The following is a 21,700-nucleotide window of genomic DNA, read 5'->3' on the forward strand; positions in this document are numbered from 1 at the left end:
AGAAAAGAAAAATCTACTCTCGTGGGTTTATATTCCTCACTCCATTTGATCCCCATCAGAATGATAGATCTGATACTATTTTTCTTCATTACTATTCTTAATCATTTGCGTTAAACGCTCGTTAATAACGTCTTTTCCCAAGATCTCAGCACAGGTGCTGAATGCACCGATCGTACATCCAAGAATGCCATGCATATTCACCGACTGTCCGGTTAAAAATAGATTATCAACCTTGGTTCGTGGTGAAACCATTGTTTTTAAGGGGTTATCAGAACTTTTTGCATACCCATACATATTCCCATCAAAGCTTCCGATATAATCACGATATGAAAGTGGTGAGGAAGTATGAATATTCGTAATGAATTTTCTCAGATCAGGAATTTTCTTTTCTAAGGCATCAATCATTTTATGAGCTCTTTCTAATTTAAACTCATCATAGTCTTTTCCTCGTTCATGCTCATCTACTACAGTATTTACCGTTTTCTGCCAGGTTTTCACCTCATCGAAATCCATATAGGAAATAATTGTTAAGCTTTCTGCAAATTCAGCAGCATGCTTTGAGGGCGTTGATGTAAGCATATATACTTCCGGCCAGCTTTCTTTTTCGTAGCGATAAGCTTTCCACACATGGTCTTCAGAAGAATAATGGTAAATATTATGATTGAAATAAGGAATACTATTGGGTTTTAAAACCAAATATACACTAAAACATGATGAAACCGGCTCCCAACTCAAAACCCTGTTCAGAAAGGATTTTCTCAATCTTTTCTCAGTTATTAGTTTAAGCGTCGAACGAATTTCTATATTGGAAATAAATTTTTTAGCGGCATACTCTTTTCCTGACTTAGTTTTTACTGCTATAAGAGCATTTTTATCGTTAAAAACCATTTCAGATACATCTGCATGTTTATGAACTTCTGCACCATATTCCCGGAGTTTTCGGATAAGTAATTTAGAAATCTGGCTTCCACCTCTTACACATTTATAAGCACTTTGAATACACGAATTAACAGTAAGTGCGTGAACATAAAAAGGGGTGTGTTCGGAATCCCCACCATATAGAAAATTAGATCCCAATAAAACAGACTGCAGTTTTTTATCCGAAGTAATGGATTCTATAAATCTCCTGGTATTAAGGTGAAGAATCTCCTCGTTGTAATTATCTTCTCCTGTTACATTATATCTTGGAAAATGGTTGCATACATACTGAACTCCTTCACAATATCTCTCCAGATTTTCTTTTTCGTTTGGAAAAAATTGAGATAATTGCAATACAAAATTATCATATCCTTGGGCATGGGGATATTCCTGTTCATCACCATTAAAAGTAATTTTATCAAATCCATCCCGTTCCATCTGATGGATTTCCAGATCATCCATTATCTCCAGATATGAAAAGTATTGATGTAAATTCTGCCCCTTTGAAAGGCCTCCCAGATAATGAACTCCTGTATCAAAAATCAGTTTATCACGTGAAAAGGTTTGTAAATTGCCTCCGTATTGATTGTTTTTTTCCAATACACATACTCTCAAGCCTTCTTTCGCTAAAATCAGTGCCGAAACAAGCCCCCCTAATCCGCTACCGATTACAAGTATGTCGTATTCTTTTTTCAAAGGAAATTGTGTTATTAGATCATTTTAAAATTAGGCTCGATCAGATATTATCATCTTTGAAGATTAGAAACCTTATTTTTAAAATTGACATTGATAAGTTGAGTTTATTGTTAGTTTTTATGCCTTAAAAGTATAGAAAATTAATTAATATCATCCCAGAAATCGAAATAATTAAACCATTGAAGAGGATATTTCGCCAGCATAGATTCCAGATTCTGTACATATGAGTTCAACAATCCCTGGGCATCTCGTTTTTTTACCTGTGCTACTCGTGCATAAAGGTGATAATGTAGATTTTTTTCTTTCATTACATAAACGTACACAACAGGAACGCCCAGCCTGGAAGCTATAAGAAATGGACCAGCAGGAAATTTTGCGCTTTTTCCTAATAATTTTGTCTCGAGAAACTTTGAACCTTCGAAATAACGATCTCCCGTAAAGCAAATCAACTCGTTATTGGACAAAGCCGTATTGATATCAAAAATATGGGACATATCGTCTTTAACATAGATAAACTTGATATTACTCTTTTTAACAGCAACGCTATCCATATATTCTTTGATCACTGTAACTTCCTGATCTGTTGTCACTAAATTGATCTGACAATCAAAATCTATATCTGCAAAAAAATGTTCTGCAATTTCAAAGTTTCCGATATGAGCACTGATTAGAACACCTCCTTTTTTCTCGTTAAGAAGATCTTTAAGATTTTGAATTCCATCAAATTCATAGGTAAACCGTTCTCTCAATCCTACTGAGATCGCGGTCTTATCAATTAAAACCTTTCCGAAAATAAAATAACTTTTAAATATAGAAATCTTAGATTTCCAGAAGCTGTAATTTAATCTTTTGTTGAAATAATAATAGATGTATCGATTACTCTTTTTTAGAAACAGAAAGTAATAGGTGGCTACAAAATAAAGCACAAAATACGAACTTCTAATGCCGATATTTCTAATACAGTAGACGAATATTTTATATCCTAATATTGTCCCTTTAGACTTACCTTTCCATTTGTTCATCCTTTATCCGTAAAGTTTATCGTGGAATTTTATAATAAAAAATAAAGTTCAGTCAAATAATTATGCGTTTTTATTAGTGATTTTATCTTCAATAGTCGCATAAAAATCATCAAATGTGATCATCTTTTTAAAGTCGGCCTCACCTAGTTTCACTCCGAAATTGGCTTCAATAATGACCACCATGTCAATATAATCCAGACTGTCTAAACCTAAAGTTGTTTTAAGGTTAGCGTCATTTTGTATGTCGTCGCTATCAACCTCAAATTCATTCACTAAAAAATCATTAACGATAGCAACAATTTTTTCTCTTTCCATGTTTTTAATCAAATTTTTTAACAATTAATGCGGAATTGGTTCCCCCAAATCCGAAAGAATTTGACAAAAATACGTCAATTTTTTGATTTTTTGTTTTGGATACTAAATTTATCCTTCTTGCTTCTTCATCAGGATTCTCCAGATTGATATTTGGTGCCACGAAATCATTCTGCATCATCAATACCGAATAGACCACCTCACTGGCTCCTGCCATCCAGCATTCATGCCCAGTCATCGACTTTGTAGAACTTACAGGAACATTTTCTCCAAAAATTTCATAAATCGCTCTCGCTTCGTTGGCATCCCCTATTGGAGTGGAAGTTGCATGAGCATTAATATAATCTATATCATTTGCATTTAATCCGGATTGTTTTAATGCTCTGCTCATTGCTAAAGCCGGGCCGTCCACATTGGGAGTAGAAATATGCCCACCGTTTGAAGAAAATCCATATCCTATAATTTCGCCCAAAATAGGAACTCCCCTTCTCTGCGCGGATTCTAAACTTTCCACAATTAAAGTGGCAGCTCCTCCGCTTGGTATTAATCCATCTCTTGCTGAATCAAATGGCCTTGATGCTTTTTCAGGTTCATCTTCCCTTGCTGAAAAGACGCCCAATCCATCAAAACTTGCCATTGAATACTTATTGGTTTCCTGTGCTCCACCACATACGATCATATCCTGCAAACCACCTTTAATCATCAAATAAGCCAATCCTAAAGAATGTGATCCACTTGCACAGGCTGCACTAATGGTAAGATTGATCCCTTTCAGTTTAAAAATAGTAGAAAGATTCATTGTTACTGTAGAGTTCATAGATTTGAAAATCGCACCCGAACCCATTAATGTGGTATCTTTTTTTTCTCTTGCAATATCAATAGCTTCAACGACTGCCTGAGAAACACTATCATTGCCATATAAGATCCCAACTTCATTATGATCAAGAAAATCTTCATCTACCAGAGCCTGTTTTAATGCATCAACTGTAGCCAGGTAAGCATATTCGCTTTCTTCTCCCATGCTTACACGCTGTCTCCTATTGAGAAGACCCTTCAATTCAGGCTTTGGCACACGCCCTGTTAATCCAGACCTGTATCCAAAATCTTTTCTTTCCTGCTCAAGGACAATACCGGATTTTCCTTGATATAGGGATTCCTTCACCTCTTCCAAAGAAGTTCCGATGCAAGAATAAATTCCCATTCCGGTAATCACAACCCTATTTTCCATCTTACTTATAATATTGATTATGAGTAAATACCTCCATTAATATTAATCACTTCTCCTGTAATGTAGGAGGCTTTTCTAGAAGCTAAAAATGCAACCAGATCAGCAACCTCTTCTGCTTCTCCAAATCTGTTGGCAGGAATCATTGCTTTCAATTCATCTTCATTAAAATCCTGTGTCATATCTGTCCTGATAAATCCAGGGGCAACCGCGTTTACTGTGATATTTCTTTTAGCCACTTCTTGTGCCAGTGCTTTCGTAGCTCCTACCAAGGCTCCTTTTGCTGCAGAATAATTGGTTTGTCCCGCTGTTCCTTTAACTCCGGAAACGGAAACCATATTGATAATTCTGCCATATTTATTACGCAACAATTTTTGAATAAAAAAATTCGTCACGTTGAAAAAGCCATTTAAACTTGTATTGATCACACTATTCCAATCTTCATGTTTCATCCACATAAATAAACCATCTCTTGTAATACCAGCGTTATTTACAATAACCTCAACCAATGCGTCAGCATTATTTTCCTGCCACTCTCCTAACACTTTAAGGGTTTCTTCTGCATTCCCAACATCAAACTTAAGTATTTCTCCTGTAGCACCAAGCTCTTCAACTTTAGCCAGTGTTTCTTTGGCTGCCACTTCATTTGAAGTGTAGTTGATCAGTATATGATAGTTTTTTTCTTCAGCCAGTTTTATACAAATAGCTCTTCCAATACCTCTTGAGCCACCTGTTACAATTGCACATTTCATGTGTTTAGTTTTTAATATTTCCCCCTTAGTAATAGACAATTTATTATATCCGATGGTTACATTGTCTTTAAATATTTTCTTACTTCCTCAAGATAAGGATACATTACCATATCATCCGAGAAAGCTGGTATAATTTTTCTTATATCATCATACAAGTTCTTTGTAGCAGATGAAACCTTATCCTGAAAACCTAAATATTCAATAGCCTGAACGATGGTAATCGCTTCTATGCTCAATACTTCAAAAGCATTTTCAATCACTTTCCTGCAAACAACAGCCGCATTGGTTCCCATACTTACAATGTCCTGATTATCATTATTATTAGGGATACTGTGAACATACATAGAGTTGGACAACATCTGGCTTTCAGCGGTAGTTGAAGTTGCCGTAAACTGCACTCCCTGCATTCCAAAATTAAATCCTAATTTACCCAAATTTACAAAAGGAGGTAGAATTTCATTGATCTTTGAATTCAAAAGATAATTCAATTGTCTTTCTGCAAGCATCGTTAATTTTGTAACCACCAATTTCAGCTTATCCATCTCCAAAGAGATATAGTCTCCATGAAAGTTTCCACCATGATAAACATGTTTGTCTTCAACATTGATGATCGGGTTATCATTAGCCGAATTGATCTCATTTTCAAGAACCTTTTCTGTATACTCTAAAGTATCCAATACTGGACCTAGGATCTGAGGAACACATCTTAATGAATAATATTCCTGAACTTTTTCTTTAAATACCTTCTCCTGTTCTTCAAAGTGAGTATATAAATGATCTTCTCTTTTTCTGATCAACTTGCTGTCAGATAAATGAGCACGCATTTTTTCGGCAATCTTCTGTTGACCATAATGCCTTTTTGTCCCATTTAATACTTCTGAGAAATGATCATCATAAGCCTGAACAATTTCATTAATAGCACAGGAAAGTTTTATAGATATGTCTGTAAGCTGATTCGCTTTATATGCATTAACAGTTCCGATACCGGACATTACTGAAGTTCCATTCATCAAGGCAAGGCCTTCACGAATTTCAACTTTTATCGGTTCTAGTCCTTCAGTTTCAAAAACTGTTTTAGTTAATTTTCTTTCTCCTTTATAAAACACCTCACCCTCACCAATTAGCACTAATGCCAAATGAGCCAATTGAACTAAATCCCCACTTGCTCCTACTCCTCCATGCTCAAAGATCAACGGTGTAATATCTCTGTTTATTAACTCTTTAAGTAAATAAATTACAGAACTATGAACACCAGAATTTCCTAAAGACAAAGTATTAAGTCTTGCTAACATGCAAGCTTTAACTTCCTGCTCAGGCAACGGATTTCCTATTCCTGAAGAGTGACTTCTTATTAAATTATATTGAAGTTGGTGGGTGTCTTCATCACTGATTTTAAATTGAGCCATTGGCCCAAAACCAGTATTTACACCATATATTACCTTATTTTTTGAAAATTCTTTTAAAAACTGAAAGCTTTCTTCCACTCTTGTTAAAAGTGAATCATCCAGTTCTATTTTTTCATTTTCAATAATAATTTTTTGAAAATCCCTCAGTTCTAAAAAGTTGTCTATTTTCATTAATCAGAAGTAATAGTAGATAATTTTATAAAATATTAATTAATTGTCACTAATTTTGCGGCAAAGATAGAAGTTATTATTAAAATAAAAAATCAAAGATGGGTAAAGAATTTGTTGACGTTCTTGTAATCGGCGCCGGACCTTCCGGATGCGTATCTTCCTCATACTTAAAGAAGAACGGTATCAACGTAAAAGTTGTTGAAAAAACAAAATTCCCAAGATTAGTTGTAGGTGAAAGCCTAATTCCCAGGGTAATGGATCATTTTGAAGAAGCCGGGCTTTTTCCTGCTTTGGATAAAATGGGTTTTGAAAAAAAACTGGGAGCCCGTTTCTTAAGAGGTGATGAAGTCTGCCTATTTGATTTCAGTGATAAATTCGGTGAAGGATGGGACTGGACCTGGCAGGTACCAAGAGCTGATTTTGACAATACTTTAGCTAATGAAGTCATTGACAAAGGAATTGATCTTGAATTCGAAACAGAAGTAATTAACATCAAATTTGAGGGAACAGATTCTATCACTACCGTAAAAAACAAGAATGGAGAAACGAAAGAAATCCATGCAAAGTTTGTTATTGACTCCAGTGGATACGGTAGAGTTTTACCTCGCTTATTAGATCTTGAGAAACCTTCAAAACTATCTCCCCATTCTGCTATTTTCTCTCATGTCATAGATACAAACAGGGAGGAAGGTACAGAAGGTACGTTGATTTCTTTCGACATTATTGAAACTGAAGTATGGCTATGGGTAATTCCCTTTTCAAATGGAAATACAAGTGTCGGAATTGTAGGTCCTACAGATTATATTGAGAAACTAGCAGAGAGCGGAGATACAACAGAAGCTCTAAGAAAGGCAATTTCCTTATCCGACTATTACGTAAAACGTTTTGGAAATGTGGACTTTATCTTTGAACCTAAAAAACTAGTTGATTATTCATGTTCTGTTAAAAAACTATATGGCGATGGATTTGCACTCACTGGAAATGCTTCCGAATTCTTAGATCCTGTTTTTTCTTCAGGAATGGCCTTTGCTACAGAATCGGGAATGCTGGCTGCAAAATTGGCCATCAGACAGTTAAATGGTGATACTATAGACTGGCAAAAAGAATACTCGGATTATATATTATATGGAGTAGACGTTTTCACAACTTATGTAAAGGAATGGTATACCGGAAACCTTCAGGAATTATTCTTCCACAGACCGGAAAACGAAGATGTAAAAAGAAAGATATGTGCGGTTCTTGCAGGTTATGTCTGGAATAAAGACAATCCTTTTGTAAAAAAACATGATACTGTCATAAAAAATCTCGCTAATCTTATTAAAACAGAGAAACAACAATAAAAAAAGCGGTCTGAAATTCAGACCGCTTTTTTTATTTTATAACTTTTTTTATTTCTTTTCCTATCACTTTTCCAGTAGCTTCATATGCCCCGGCAATTCTTCCATATTCCATTACAAAAGCTTTATTTTGTGGTTTCCCTAGAACTTTATCACCTTTCAGCTCCATTACAATTTTTGAAGGATTATCTGTTTCTACAAATTTCATATCAGAAGATAATTTTGCTTCCTGTCCAATTATTCCACCATGCCATCCTGCATAAATCCACTTAGCATCAATAATCAAAGTATATTTTGCCTTAACATCATTTTTAAAAGTAACTTTCTTTGATTTACCATTTATTCCTTTAAAAAAATACTGTATGTACTCTGACGATTTATATTTCTCCCATTCCTCATTCCATTTCTTCCAATCCTGCTCTGTCTTTTTAGCCAGCACCTCTTTTTTTCTTCTCTCAAGATATTGAGCTTCAGTAAAATTTTCTACCTGATAAAGAGCGTTATCAAATTTCAATTCTACATTAACTTCTGTTTGATCTTTTAAAAAATCAAAATTTCCAGAAACAATCATTAACTCTTGAGAAAAGGCCGTCGTAAAAATCGCTACAAATAGCACTACTAATAATTTTTTCATAGTTTACATTTATTTTCTTAAATAATTTCGCAAATATATGCAAAAAGAAAGACCAGCTGCATGGGCCAGTCTTATTTCTTATTAATAATATTTTAGCAGACTATCGTATTTAATCTATCGTAGATCAACAAAAGTTATGGGTTTTCTGCTGTTAGGATTGTGAACAACTTTAGACAGAATATCAAATTCTACGATTTCTATTTTAGGGCTTACTCTTAACTTTGCGCGGAAATGATCCCGTACTTCATTTACGAAGTTTTCAGGCTCCTCGTCTGTACTTACTTTAATAATAATTTCATCCAATCCAATTTCATTAGACTGAATAATAATCTGATAGCATAGTAGATTATTAAAGTCATTCAGGATATCATTCATTGCAGGTGGATACAGAGTAGTCCCTTTATATTTGATCATTTGCTGTTTCCTTCCGACAACAGGCCCTAATCGCATTGTGTTTCTTCCACATTGACACGGTTCGTCATGTGCTTTTACAAGATCTCCTGTTTTAAATCTAAGTAACGGAATAGCTTCTACTCCTAAAGTGGTAATCGTCAGCTCCCCGCTTTCACCTTTTTGCACAGGATTTTCATTATCATCAAGAATTTCAGTAATAATTAATTCCGGATGATGATGCCCCCCGATCTGGAATTCACATTCTGTAAATGCGGTACTCATTTCTGTAGAAGCATATGTTGAGAATAATTTAATATTCCATTTTTCTTTAATTTTTTGAGAAAGAATATTATCCGTAAAATCCTGATTTTTTATACTCTCTCCAATACAAACTGCGCCATACACGCTGGAATTTTTATAATCTATTCCATGCTTTTCAGCATAGTCTATCATTTTAAGTAAGAAGGAAGGTACTGTGATCAGGTATTTCGGCTTGTATCTGAAAATAGAATCCCATTGCAATTCTGGAATTCCAGGGCCCATTCTTACCACACTTGCGCCCATTTTTCTTAACCCTAAAAAATAGGCTAAGCCAGCCATAAATCTTTTATCAATCGTAGTGATCATCTGCACAACATCTCCTTTTTGTATTCCGGCACAGGCAAAAGAAACAGCCTCATTATAAGCTAATCTTTCAAGATCATTATCTGACAATCCAAAAGTTACAGGATCTCCTAAGGTTCCGGAAGTAGTGCTGTAATCCACAATTTCAGTAGGTGGAATACAAAAAAAATCATGATTATACTGTTGTAAATCATTTTTGGTTGTCGTTGGAATCTTTTGCAAATCTTCTAAAGATCGAATATCATGAATGCTGATATTATTTTCTTTAAATAATTTCTTATAAAATGGCGATTTGCTTTCAAGGTAGGCTAAAAGCTCTTGAAGTTTTTCCTCCTGGAATGCTTTAATTTCCTGAAGATCTGATTTCTCAATTGACGGATAAAATTCCAATGATTTTAATTTTAAGCAACAAATTTATTTAATTAAAATTAAAAAGATTAAAAAATAAAAATTCCAATATTTTCACCTCTGAAATGTAAAAGTTTGAGTATTTATATTTCCTGCTGTGTTTATTGTTGTTACTTTTAAAGTGTGTAAACCAGAACCTTTGGGACAATTCTCATCAAAAATATATACGAAATCATCTTTTACACGAGCGAACCGAAGCCATTTCTCATCCAATTCTGCACGGAATGATTCAATATCACCAATCTCAGTTGTTCCTTTTAACCGTAATGAATTACTTCCAACAAGCGAACCTTCTTTCCAACCTGGAGAAACAGAGGGCAAACTATTATCCAAAAGTAATCTGGCAATACCCAATCTGTTAAACTGACCTTCCATCCAATCGCCCTTCCACTTTCCTTTGATCACATCTTTATCACTGCCGTAATTGAACTCCATAACTATTTTATCCCTTTCTTCACCATTCAATTTTCTATTAGGCTTTATCTTCAAAGAATAATTATCATGAACCGGAATGGAAGAATCATTTAATATAACAGCATTTGAAATAGCCTCTGAATCAGATCTTTCATACATATTAAAATTTACGGCATCATAAAAAGCACTGTTACTAAAATTAATTTCTGCATTCTCTGTTTTAATAATTTTTCCTTCATTAGGATTTACCGTTTTATTGCTAGAAAAGACTTTATCTGAACTTTTGACAAACTGAACTTTTGTTGTTAATCGGCTTGTATTTCCATTAACATCTTTTAAAACAATTTCAATATTGTGAATCTCTTCGTCCTGAAGATTAATAATCCCATTTGAATCAAAACTATAATCTGGCAGTTTCACTCCCGGTAAAGCAGACAAGTGTTGAATACTCATTTTATCACGAATAAACTTCGGATAATCAATACAGCCATTACTATAACGGGTATCATCATAACTGATCTTATCAATTTTAAAACGGTAAATTAATTTATTATCCATCCGCAATTCAGCATCATAAATTCCTAGATTAAAACCTTGATTGGCTTTATCCACCGCTTTTATAGCTAAACTGATTGACGGTGAATTCACCTGAATTATACCCGAGGCGTACAAATTTCCCGCTTTTTTAACTGCAACAGAATTTGCTCCGGGTTCATAAGAGCTGAACCTTCTGTCGTACCAATACAAACCGCTGATAATCGGTGAAACACGATCCGGAATATTAAACCCAAAAAGTAATGGATTGAGACAGTCTTCGGTTTTTGTATCTCTTATTTCAAAATGCAAATGTGGGCCAGCAGAACCTCCTGTATTTCCACTTAGCGCAATCAGCTCACCTTTTGTTACAGGAAACTGCTGAGGCGAAAAAGTGATATCCTGTTCCCATTTTTCATCTTTATATTGCTTTTCTTTTACATATTTATCCAGCTGATCAAAATATGCATTCAAATGGGCATAAACTGTCGTATATCCATTAGGGTGTGTAATGTAGACCGCATTTCCAAAACCATAACGCTCAACTTTTATTCTGCTTACGTAACCATCCGCTGCTGCAACAACAGGTAGATTTTCCTGACTATTAGTTCGTATATCCAGTCCCATATGAAAATGATTAGCACGGACAGCTCCAAAATTGGCAGCTAGCTGTATTGGAATATTTAAGGGATTTCTAAAATAATTCTGCGGATAATTGTTTTGAGCAAAGATTAAATTTCTACCCACAAAAAAAACAATAAGCAATAATTTGGAAAAGATTTTCATTCAAATGGTCTTTAAGTATTATTTTAAATTTACAAAATTTTACTTAACCATTTGGAAAGATCTCTCTATTCTCAATGATTTCACGGATGATTATTTTTTGTTTTAACGTAAAGATTTTATTCTTTTATTGTTTTAGTTTAAGAAGCAAAGGCTGATAAATCTGCTTCCCGAAGATTGAAAACGCAGCTTCATCAGATCAAATTGATGATCACACTTTGCTTATTTTAAAGCTAATGATCATTAAATTAAAATTTTGCGTTTAAAATGACATGATATGTTAAATGAGTAGCAGCAAACCAAAGCTTCTCATTCTGACCTCACTATTTCACATTTTAACAGGGTAAAATCAACTTTCATTTGTAGGAAAGTTCAACAAAAAATCTCCATTTTGCATTTCCCAATTCACAAATAATGAATGTCTTTATTTACATTTCTGAAATTGAACTTTTTAATAGATGATATCAAAATAAAACATATATTATAAACCGACAAAAAATCACTAAATTTGCAAACTTAATTAATCAACGATATTGAGATAGTACAATGAGCCAATTTAAAGAATACAAAAACCTCAACCTTATTGATATAGCCGAGAACGTTTCGGAATTTTGGAAACAAAATAAAACTTTCAATAAAAGTGTTGAAATTCGTGAGGGTAGCCCTGAGTTTGTATTTTACGAAGGTCCGCCTTCTGCAAACGGTATGCCTGGAATTCACCATGTAATGGCAAGAGCGTTGAAGGATATTTTCTGTCGTTATCAGACCCAAAATGGAAAGCAGGTTTTCCGTAAAGCGGGTTGGGATACGCATGGACTTCCTGTAGAGCTGGGTGTTGAAAAGGAATTAGGAATTACTAAGGAGGATATTGGCAAAAAAATTTCTATTGAAGATTATAATAAAGCATGTCGTGAAGCAGTAATGCGTTACACGGATGTTTGGAATGAGCTTACTGAGAAAATAGGATACTGGGTAGATCTTGATGATCCATACATTACCTATAAGTCAAAATATATGGAAACCGTTTGGTGGTTGTTGAAACAATTATACAGCAAAGACTTGTTGTATAAAGGTTATACGATCCAACCTTACTCTCCAAAAGCAGGAACAGGACTTTCTTCACATGAACTGAATCAGCCGGGAACATATCGTGATGTTTCAGACACGACCATAGTAGCCCAGTTTAGAGTTAAAAAAGAAACGAACGATCTGTTTAATGATATTGATGGTAATCTGGATATTTTAGCCTGGACGACTACTCCATGGACGTTACCTTCAAACACAGCACTTGCTGTGGGAAGAGATATAGAATACATTGTTGTTAAAACATTCAATCAATATACTTTCGAACCTGTTACAGTTGTATTGGCGAGAGTTCTTTTAGAAAAGAACTTCGGTAAAAAATATGCTGCAGGAACGGATGAAGATTTTACCAACTATACTTCAGAAAGCAAAGTAATACCTTATCAGATCCTTAAGGAATTCACTGGAGATAAACTAGTGGGAACTCAGTATGAACAATTGATCCCTTGGTTCGTACCATCTGAAACTCCTGAAAAAGCATTCAGAGTAATTCTAGGAGATTTTGTAACCACTGAAGACGGTACGGGTATCGTTCATATCGCTCCAACTTTTGGTGCAGATGATGCAAGAGTAGCAAAAGACGCTGGCATACCTCCTATGTTGATAAAAGATGAAAATGACAATCTTGCTCCTTTAGTAGATTTACAGGGAAGATTCATCAAAGGGGAAAATGTACCTGAGGTTTTCTCAGGAACATATATTAAGAACGAGTATTATGATGATGGAACTGCACCTGAAAAATCTTGGGATGTAGAACTGGCGATTTTATTAAAGACGGAGAATAAAGCTTTTAAAGTAGAAAAATATGTTCACAGTTATCCACATTGTTGGAGAACTGACAAACCTGTATTATATTATCCTTTGGATTCCTGGTTTGTAAAAATGACGGCTGTAAAAGACCGTTTGGTAAACCTGAACAAAGAAATCAATTGGAAGCCAAAAGCTACCGGAGAGGGTCGTTTTGCCAACTGGCTGGAAAATGTAAATGACTGGAATTTATCCCGTTCACGTTATTGGGGAATTCCATTACCAATCTGGAGAACGGATGATCTAAAGGAGGAAGTAGTTATCGGTTCGGTAGAAGAATTATACAACGAGATCGAAAAATCTGTTGAAAAGGGCTTCATGAAAGAAAACCCTTTCAAAGGCTTTGAAATAGGAAATATGTCTGAAGTAAACTATTCTTTGGTTGATCTGCATAAAAATGTGGTTGACAAGATTGTTTTAGTTTCAGAATCAGGCAGAGCTATGAGTCGCGAGAGTGACCTGATCGATGTTTGGTTTGATTCAGGTTCTATGCCATATGCACAATTGCATTATCCTTTTGAGAATAAGGAATTAATAGATAATAAAAAGGCTTTCCCTGCAGACTTTATTGCTGAAGGCGTTGACCAGACCCGTGGTTGGTTCTATACACTACATGCCATAGGAACAGCTGTCTTTGATTCAGTTGCTTACAAAAATGTGATGAGTAACGGACTTGTTTTGGATAAAAACGGTCAGAAAATGTCTAAGCGTTTAGGTAATGCAGTAGATCCATTTGAAACACTTTCTGTTTACGGACCGGATGCTACGCGTTGGTATATGATTTCCAATGCGAACCCTTGGGAGAATTTGAAATTCGACATCGAAGGAATCGACGAGGTAAGAAGAAAGTTCTTCGGAACTCTTTACAATACTTATTCTTTCTTTGCATTATATGCGAATGTAGATGGATTTAATTATTCAGAAAAAGAGGTAGAGAACCGTCCTGAAATCGACCGATGGATCCTTTCTGAATTGAATCTTTTGATCAAAGAAGTAAAGGCATTCTACGAAGATTACGAACCGACAAGAGTGGCAAGAGCCATCAGTAATTTTGTAAATGACAACCTTAGTAACTGGTATGTAAGATTATGCAGAAGACGTTTCTGGAAAGGAGAATATTCTGATGATAAGATCTCTGCTTACCAGACTTTATATACCTGTCTTGAAATTGTTGCTAAATTATCAGCTCCTATTGCTCCATTCTTTATGGATCAATTATATCAGGATCTTAATAAAGTAACGGGAAAAGAAAATTGTGAATCTATACACCTTACAGATTTCCCTGTAGCTGACGAAAGCCTGATCGATCAGGATCTGGTTGAAAAAACACATTTAGCTCAACAGATCACAAGTATGGTCTTTTCTTTAAGAAAGAAAGAGAACATAAAAGTACGTCAACCTTTGCAAAAGGTATTGGTTCCTGTATTAGATTCTAAAGCAGAAGAGCAGATTTTAGCTGTTGCAGAACTGATCAAACAGGAAGTGAATGTAAAAGAATTACAATTAATTAATGCAGAAGAAGCTTCTCATTTAATTGTAAAGCAAATTAAACCCAACTTTAAGGCTTTAGGTCCTAAACTTGGAAAAGATATGAAAGTGGTTGGAAATGAAATTGCTAATTTTTCGGCAGAACAAATTTCCAATTTAGAAAAAGAAGGAAAAATTGACATCCAGGGCTACGAAATAACAATGAATGACGTAGAAATTTCAACAAAAGATATTCCGGGATGGACAGTAACTTCTGATGGGAAAACAACTGTGGCATTAGATTTGACGTTAACAGACGAGTTAAAATCTGAGGGGATTGCAAGAGAATTCATTAATAGAATTCAAAACCTGAGAAAAGACAAAGACTTTGACTTAACCGACAGAATAAATATCTTCATAGAAGAAAATTCACCGTTCCTTGATAATATCAAGAGAAATGAAGAATATATTTCTGCAGAGGTCTTGTCAAATAAAATAGAAATTGTATCTTCACTTTCAAATTTTAACGAAATCGAGATAGATGAGGTTAATTTTAAGGTAAATGTTGAAAAAAATTAACATATAGTTATTGCATTTCAAATTCCATTTCATAATTTTATTAAAAAAGAGAAAAGAACATGTCAGACGAAAGAGTAAGATATAATGATTCTGATTTACAAGAGTTTAAAGCGATCATTAAAGAAAAAATAGAAAAAGCAGAAAAAGATTTACAACTGATAAGAGAAAGTTTTATCAACGATCAGAATAACGGGACAGATGATACATCACCTACATTCAAGGCGTTTGAAGAGGGAGCTGAAACTCTTAGTAAAGAACAAAACTCGATCCTAGCCGGAAGACAGGAAAAGTTCGTTCGAGATCTTAAGAATGCATTAATCAGAATAGAAAATAAAACGTATGGTGTTTGCAGAGTGACTGGTAAACTGATTCCAAAAGAAAGACTATTGGCAGTTCCTCACGCTACGTTAAGCATCGAAGCGAAAAATATGCAGAAATAACCGTAAGGTTTGTAAAATAAATTTGGGTTTATATTGTATTAGCAGTAATACTTTATAAACCTAATTTTTAATTTATATCCATGAGCGAATATTTAATTTTAGGCATCATCCTTATTGCCGTTTTATGGTTTTTTAACAGAGACAGGATTAAGAATAAATTCTTTCCTCCTCGACATACCAACTATACGATGGATGACCAGTTTAATTCAGATAAACGCGAAAGGGAAAAAGAAATTGACAAACTTTTAGGTAAGATGGGCAAAAATGGCATCAATGATCTGTCTCCAAGAGACAGGAAAAGACTTGACGAATTATCTAAGAAGTAAAATGTAAATCAAGAACAATGGAATCTATAATAGTACATCCTAAAAATCCTATGGAGCTCAGTGCACTGAAAAGTGTTCTGAAAGAAATGAACATTAAATTTGAAAAAGCTCATGTTAAGAGTTCATTTAATGGGCAGAAAGTGATCAAGAAAGCAAGTGATAATAAAGTTGTAAAACCGGCTGCAAAACCTTCAAAACCTAAAGGACAGTAATGAAAAAGATATTAGCCGTAACCTTTCTTATTTTATTAATTGATCAGGCTTCAAAAATCTATATTAAAACCCACTTCAACCTTGATGATAGCATTTCTGTTCTTCCGGGTTTTAAACTTACTTTCGTAGAAAATCCAGGAATGGCTTATGGTCTTCATTTCGGTGGTGTGATTGGCAAGTACTTTTTAGTCATTTTAAGAATTTTTCTAATTGGTGGAATGGTTTATATGTTCAAAAAGTGGCTTCAACAAGGGGCCTCTAACTATCTGATCATTCCCATGGCAATTATTTTTGCCGGCGCAATCGGTAATCTTATTGACGGCATGTTTTATGGATTGATTTTCGATAGTGGGACAGTATACGATCCAAGTATCGACCGATGGATCGGCTATGGTGGCATTTCAAAAATAGCTTCTGCCGGAGAAGGTTATTCTTCTTTTATGAGAGGCTGTGTAGTAGATATGCTTCACTTTCCAATAGTAGATTGGAATGTTCCTGAAAGCTATCCGTTAATTGGCGGAAAACATATTGAGTTCTTTAAATACATCTTTAACGTTGCAGACTCTGCAATTACAGTAGGTGCCGTATTTTTATTAATTTTCAGAAAGAAAGCTTTTCCAAATGGTCTAGAATTCTAGAAAATATATACATGAAAAATTTGATTAAAAATATATTTAAAATATTCCTGCTTCTTATGGTTGCAGGAATTATTTTTATTGCATTTGCCAATTATAATATCAAAAAGCAAAGTGCACCCTTTCTTTCGAATACCATCCAAACTCTTCCTGATACTAAAACTGCAGTACTTCTGGGAACAGGCAAAACACTGAGTAACGGAATGCCGAATGCTTATTTCTATAATAGGATTCAGGCAGCTGTAGATCTCTATAAAAGTGGAAAAATAAAGTATGTTATTGTAAGTGGTGATAACAGCACAAAAGAGTATAATGAACCGGAAGATATGCAGCTTACTTTAATGAAATATGGGATACCTAAAGATAAAATCATCCTTGACCACGCTGGATTCAGAACGTTGGATTCTGTAGTACGGGCTAAAGAGATCTTCGGACAGACGAAGTTCATTATTATTTCACAGAAGTTCCATAATGAAAGAGCTGTATTTTTAGCCCGGAAAAATGGGATCGAAGCATATGGATACAATGCAAATGATGTGAATAAATACGCAGGTTTAAAAACCAACCTTCGGGAATACCTTGCTAAGACTAAAGTCTATTGGGATCTTTTATTTGGAGTAGAACCGAAGTTTGGTGGAGAAAAGATTGCGATTCCTTAGATTTGTGGAACGAGTATTTTTGATTTTTTGTAAAAAGTATTCATGTAAAATGTATTCATGAGGTTTACCAAAAAATCTTTTAATCTTTTAATCTTTTAATTCCCATCAAACCTCGTAAATTTGTAATTCACTAATTTTTATAAATAATAAAACAAAATGTCAAGAATTCTTACCGGCATTCAAGCCACCGGAACCCCGCACCTTGGAAATTTATTAGGTGCTATTATTCCTGCTGTTGAACTATCAAAACAGGAAGGGAATGAATCATTTTTATTCATTGCAAATCTGCATTCACTGACGCAGATAAAAGATGCAAAGGAATTAAAACAAAATACCTATGAGATCGCTGCGGCTTGGCTAGCTTGTGGGCTGGATACTGAAAAAACATTCTTTTACAGACAAAGTGATATTCCTGAAACCTGTGAACTATCTTGGCATTTATCATGTTTTTTTCCTTACCAGAGATTGACTTTAGCACACTCGTTTAAAGATAAAGCAGACCGGCTTCAGGACGTCAATGCCGGGCTTTTTACCTATCCTATTTTAATGGCAGCAGATATTTTATTATATGATGCAGAGATTGTCCCTGTAGGAAAAGATCAGCTTCAGCATTTAGAAATCGCCCGTGATGTAGCTTCAAGGTTCAATAATCAGATGGGAGAAGTTTTAGTTCTTCCACAGGCTGAACTTCAGGAAAATACGAAATATGTTCCTGGAACTGATGGTCGTAAGATGTCTAAATCGATGGGAAATATCATTAATATTTTCTTATCTGACAAGGAATTGAAAAAACAGGTCATGAGCATCGAAACAGATTCTAAATCTTTAGAAGAACCTAAAGACCCTGAAACGGATAAGGTTTTTGCGATTTACCAATTGATTGCTACTCCCGAACAGACAGAAGAATTAAGAGCAAAATATTTAGCCGGAAATTTTGGCTATGGACATGCTAAAACTGAACTCTTAAACTTAATTTTAACTCGCTTTAAAACAGAAAGAGAAACATTTACGTATTACATGACTCATCTTGACGAGCTGGAAGCAAAACTTCAGGAAGGCGCTGAAAAGACAAGGGTTATCGCAGTACAAACTATTAAACGGGTAAGAGAAAGTCTAGGAATCTAATAAAAAAACAGACTGCTACCTTTTGTTCTTAGAAAGAATAAAACGATGCATTTCATCTACAAACTCATAAACAATATCCCATCCGGGATATTGTTTTATTATGGTCTTAATAATAGAAAGCCCTAATCCTGTAGAGCTCTGATCTGAACCCTGTTTATAAAAGCGGTTAAAGATCTGAAGGCTATCTAAAGGAATTTTTGAACCTGTGTTTTGGAAAATCACCCTATCTCTTTCCGTGATAATATTTAATTTTCCATCTTGATGGTTATATTTAACCGAATTTTTAAGCAAATTAGAAATAAGAATGTTTGCTAAATCAGGATTAAAAACAGCTTCAAATACTTCTTTTTCCAGTACATTAACCTCAATCTTTTTATACTCTATAAAATCCTCATAACTATCAACAAGTTCTTTAATCAGCATGGTAAAATTGACATTTGCCAACGTATTGAACTGATTGTTTTCAATTTTAGAAAGCATTAATAAAGATTTATTCAACCCTGCCATTCTTTTTAAATCATTTTTAACTTCATTAAAGAAATTTATATTCTTCCTATCCAGGTCATCATTCTGGATGACGAGATCAATTTTATTGATTACTATGGCCAATGGAGTCTGCAGCTCATGAGAAGCGTTTTCGATAAACTGTTTTTGCTGATCAAAAACGAGTTCATTACGACTGATCATTTCATTTATTTCCACATTTAATTCTTCAAATTCTCTAATGGAATAGCTTTGAGGCTCATGAGAAGAAGGAATTCCAAACTGATATTTTTTAAGTTTATCCAGTATCAAATAGAAAGGCTTCATTGCTTTATGGAGAAGAAATCCATTGACTACAATGATACTTGCTACAAGCAACAGATATAAAACAATGAGGGCTGTTGTAAGATCATATACCAATTCATCTTCTTCTACAGTAGAAGTTCTGATAGTAAGTTGCTGATGCTTTCCAAACTGATCTATAAAATCAGTTTTAAGAACCCTGTATGGTTGATCTTCGTCATCATATTCCATATAATACATTTTATTATACAGGCTGTTCTTATCTTTATACTCAGATGCAGAAATGGCGTTGATCTTAAATTCATTAAACCCAAACTCATTATTCTTTAACAGATTTTCATCAAGATATACGGCTTTGATAATTTGTATTTTTCTGTTTTTTAAACCATCATCCACATTATCATATACTTCATCTAAAATATAAGCATAGAATAATGCAGCCCAGACTGCAATAATCAATAACAGAATTGTTATCAGGTATTTTATCGTATAATATTTCAGTGAAACTTTCATTACACAAATTTATATCCAATTCCATAGACTGCCTGAAAGTCTGCATCTGCTCCAAGAGTCTTTAATTTTTTACGGAGATTTTTTATCTGAGAATAAATAAAATCCAGACTATCTGCCTGATCAATATAATCCCCCCAAATGGCTTCAGCAAGCATTGTTTTTTGCAGCGTTTTTTCTGGATGTATCACGAAGTAATATAGCAGATCATATTCTTTGCGATTTAGGATCAATTCCTCCTCTCCTATCTTTACTTTTCTGCTTTCAGGATAGATGCAGATGTTTTTATAGCTGATCACATTTTCACCATCCTGGTTCTTTCTTCTGATCACAGATTTAATTCTAGCCATTAATTCAGCAAGATGAAAAGGTTTTGCCAGGTAATCATCGGCACCGATTTCAAGTCCATTTACTTTATCATCTACTGAATCCTTCGCCGATAAAATGATAACCGGATCTTTTTTATGCATGCTTTTAATTTCCTTTAGGAGATCCATCCCATTACCATCGGGCAACATAATATCCAGAAGGATACAGTCATATTCATAAGAAATGATCTTCTCAAGCCCGGAGCTGTAATCTGATGCATGTTCTACAATAAAATGTTCTCCTTCCAGAAAACTCTGCACAATGTTCCTTAATTCCGGTTCGTCTTCAATGATTAAAATTTTCATAACTCTTAGCGGACTACTTATCAAATATATAAAATTATAACCTCCTGTTTCCGGGAGGCCATAATTTATCAAGATTAAAAATTATTCTTAAAACAACTTCCATCTGCATGGAAGGTAAGATTTTCACCATTCAACAGATTTATTTTATATTGGGTTTCCATTTGTTCAATGGATTCCACTACAACACATGGATGATTCCTAGTTAAAAAGGTAACAATTTCCCGTCTTATAGATTTGTTTAGTATATTCCAATTTACCATATCGTTACAATTTAAATATTAAAAAATAATGTTTGTTAATCATCAATTCGGCTAAAATTTCCATTTTTGTCAAATTTCAGATCAACACCATTTGAAAGCTCGGTCTTATAAGACCATCTTTCTTTTTCAATTTTTACGATATAGGTATTTGGAAAGCTTTTGGCTACATAGTTTCTTATAGATAAAGGAATGAATCCGTAAGGAAGCTTTTGATGTTCACCCTTTACTTCTTTCCAGTTTCCTTTACTATCAAATTCTATTTTTGTTCCGGTAGACAAATATACTTTATACTCATCCACACCATATATTTCACGGTCTTCAACAACCGAACCAACAGCAACTCCTTTAAAATTAGCAGCTAAAAAAGTCTTGGCTGTTTTCGGTAATTGGTTTTGGTTAATTGCCCGATCTTGTGCAAACAAGAAGCTAGCTGCAAACAAGAAAATAAAAGTAATTACGCTGGTGATCTTTTTTAAATTTTTCATAATATAAAATTTTTGTTCATTAT

The 21,700-nt window shown here is 34.3% G+C and carries 20 protein-coding genes; 8 read left to right on the forward strand and 12 right to left on the reverse strand.

Going from position 1 to position 21,700, the window contains the following annotated elements:
• Window positions 1-75 precede the first annotated feature (75 nt).
• From AC3WRL_RS05940 to flxA, 6 genes are all read right to left on the reverse strand, one after another.
• Complete coding sequence (locus tag AC3WRL_RS05940) at window positions 76-1,614, reverse strand: phytoene desaturase family protein (RefSeq protein ID WP_261510201.1); 1,539 nt, start codon at window positions 1,612-1,614, stop codon at window positions 76-78.
• A gap of 140 nt (window positions 1,615-1,754) precedes the next feature.
• Window positions 1,755-2,636: a lysophospholipid acyltransferase family protein gene (locus AC3WRL_RS05945; protein ID WP_261510202.1), complete on the reverse strand. Its 882-nt coding sequence runs from the start codon at window positions 2,634-2,636 to the stop codon at window positions 1,755-1,757.
• Between the two features lie 60 nt (window positions 2,637-2,696).
• Window positions 2,697-2,951 carry an acyl carrier protein gene (locus AC3WRL_RS05950; protein WP_492329918.1) on the reverse strand — a complete coding sequence of 85 codons (255 nt, stop codon included), beginning with the start codon at window positions 2,949-2,951 and terminating at the stop codon, window positions 2,697-2,699.
• 4 nt (window positions 2,952-2,955) lie between these two features.
• Complete coding sequence (locus AC3WRL_RS05955; RefSeq protein ID WP_261510204.1) at window positions 2,956-4,176, reverse strand: beta-ketoacyl-[acyl-carrier-protein] synthase family protein; 1,221 nt, start codon at window positions 4,174-4,176, stop codon at window positions 2,956-2,958.
• A 17-nt stretch (window positions 4,177-4,193) separates the two neighbouring features.
• On the reverse strand, window positions 4,194-4,925 hold the full coding sequence (gene flxB, locus AC3WRL_RS05960; protein WP_492329919.1) for a flexirubin biosynthesis SDR family reductase FlxB: 732 nt from the start codon (window positions 4,923-4,925) through the stop codon (window positions 4,194-4,196).
• Window positions 4,926-4,981: 56 nt separating this feature from the next.
• Complete coding sequence (flxA, locus tag AC3WRL_RS05965; RefSeq protein WP_261510206.1) at window positions 4,982-6,502, reverse strand: flexirubin biosynthesis tyrosine ammonia-lyase FlxA; 1,521 nt, start codon at window positions 6,500-6,502, stop codon at window positions 4,982-4,984.
• Window positions 6,503-6,600: 98 nt separating this feature from the next.
• Between flxA and AC3WRL_RS05970 the strand changes: the two genes are divergently transcribed.
• On the forward strand, window positions 6,601-7,842 hold the full coding sequence (locus AC3WRL_RS05970) for an NAD(P)/FAD-dependent oxidoreductase (protein ID WP_492329920.1): 1,242 nt from the start codon (window positions 6,601-6,603) through the stop codon (window positions 7,840-7,842).
• A gap of 31 nt (window positions 7,843-7,873) precedes the next feature.
• On the opposite strand, the gene AC3WRL_RS05975 is transcribed toward AC3WRL_RS05970, so the two are convergent.
• The 3 genes from AC3WRL_RS05975 to AC3WRL_RS05985 all read right to left on the reverse strand — a co-directional run bounded on the left by AC3WRL_RS05975 (window position 7,874) and on the right by AC3WRL_RS05985 (window position 11,632).
• On the reverse strand, window positions 7,874-8,473 hold the full coding sequence (locus AC3WRL_RS05975) for a hypothetical protein (protein ID WP_492329921.1): 600 nt from the start codon (window positions 8,471-8,473) through the stop codon (window positions 7,874-7,876).
• 114 nt (window positions 8,474-8,587) lie between these two features.
• On the reverse strand, window positions 8,588-9,880 hold the full coding sequence (gene flxY, locus AC3WRL_RS05980) for a flexirubin biosynthesis putative acyl-CoA ligase FlxY (protein WP_261510209.1): 1,293 nt from the start codon (window positions 9,878-9,880) through the stop codon (window positions 8,588-8,590).
• Between the two features lie 72 nt (window positions 9,881-9,952).
• Window positions 9,953-11,632, reverse strand: coding sequence for a M23 family metallopeptidase (locus AC3WRL_RS05985; protein WP_492329922.1), 1,680 nt, complete (start codon window positions 11,630-11,632; stop codon window positions 9,953-9,955).
• 543 nt (window positions 11,633-12,175) lie between these two features.
• On the opposite strand from AC3WRL_RS05985, the gene ileS reads away from it, so the two are divergent.
• The 7 genes from ileS to trpS all read left to right on the forward strand — a co-directional run bounded on the left by ileS (window position 12,176) and on the right by trpS (window position 18,962).
• A complete protein-coding gene (gene ileS, locus AC3WRL_RS05990) occupies window positions 12,176-15,565 on the forward strand; it encodes an isoleucine--tRNA ligase (protein ID WP_492329923.1) in 3,390 nt (1,129 codons plus the stop codon).
• Between the two features lie 59 nt (window positions 15,566-15,624).
• Window positions 15,625-16,005, forward strand: coding sequence for a TraR/DksA family transcriptional regulator (locus AC3WRL_RS05995; RefSeq protein ID WP_034740299.1), 381 nt, complete (start codon window positions 15,625-15,627; stop codon window positions 16,003-16,005).
• Between the two features lie 80 nt (window positions 16,006-16,085).
• Window positions 16,086-16,331, forward strand: coding sequence for a DUF6576 domain-containing protein (locus AC3WRL_RS06000; protein WP_261510213.1), 246 nt, complete (start codon window positions 16,086-16,088; stop codon window positions 16,329-16,331).
• Between the two features lie 17 nt (window positions 16,332-16,348).
• On the forward strand, window positions 16,349-16,543 hold the full coding sequence (locus tag AC3WRL_RS06005) for a DUF2683 family protein (RefSeq protein WP_261510215.1): 195 nt from the start codon (window positions 16,349-16,351) through the stop codon (window positions 16,541-16,543).
• Window positions 16,543-17,181 (forward strand): lipoprotein signal peptidase, encoded by a 639-nt coding sequence (locus AC3WRL_RS06010; RefSeq protein ID WP_261510216.1) that lies wholly within the window; start codon window positions 16,543-16,545, stop codon window positions 17,179-17,181. The genes AC3WRL_RS06005 and AC3WRL_RS06010 overlap by 1 nt, the downstream gene beginning before the upstream one ends.
• A gap of 11 nt (window positions 17,182-17,192) precedes the next feature.
• Window positions 17,193-17,837: a SanA/YdcF family protein gene (locus AC3WRL_RS06015; protein ID WP_492329924.1), complete on the forward strand. Its 645-nt coding sequence runs from the start codon at window positions 17,193-17,195 to the stop codon at window positions 17,835-17,837.
• 156 nt (window positions 17,838-17,993) lie between these two features.
• Window positions 17,994-18,962 carry a tryptophan--tRNA ligase gene (gene trpS, locus AC3WRL_RS06020; protein ID WP_261510218.1) on the forward strand — a complete coding sequence of 323 codons (969 nt, stop codon included), beginning with the start codon at window positions 17,994-17,996 and terminating at the stop codon, window positions 18,960-18,962.
• A gap of 15 nt (window positions 18,963-18,977) precedes the next feature.
• Here trpS and AC3WRL_RS06025 read toward each other — a convergent pair whose 3' ends face one another.
• The 3 genes from AC3WRL_RS06025 to AC3WRL_RS06035 form a co-directional block, all read right to left on the reverse strand.
• Window positions 18,978-20,261: a sensor histidine kinase gene (locus AC3WRL_RS06025; RefSeq protein ID WP_492329925.1), complete on the reverse strand. Its 1,284-nt coding sequence runs from the start codon at window positions 20,259-20,261 to the stop codon at window positions 18,978-18,980.
• Window positions 20,261-20,932 carry a response regulator transcription factor gene (locus AC3WRL_RS06030; protein ID WP_261510220.1) on the reverse strand — a complete coding sequence of 224 codons (672 nt, stop codon included), beginning with the start codon at window positions 20,930-20,932 and terminating at the stop codon, window positions 20,261-20,263. Before AC3WRL_RS06030 ends, AC3WRL_RS06025 begins: the two co-directional genes overlap by 1 nt.
• Window positions 20,933-21,227: 295 nt before the next feature.
• Window positions 21,228-21,677: a PepSY-like domain-containing protein gene (locus AC3WRL_RS06035; protein ID WP_492329926.1), complete on the reverse strand. Its 450-nt coding sequence runs from the start codon at window positions 21,675-21,677 to the stop codon at window positions 21,228-21,230.
• Window positions 21,678-21,700: the final 23 nt, after the last annotated feature.

Source organism: Chryseobacterium sp. FW101-FHT12H09 (genome assembly GCF_058790395.1).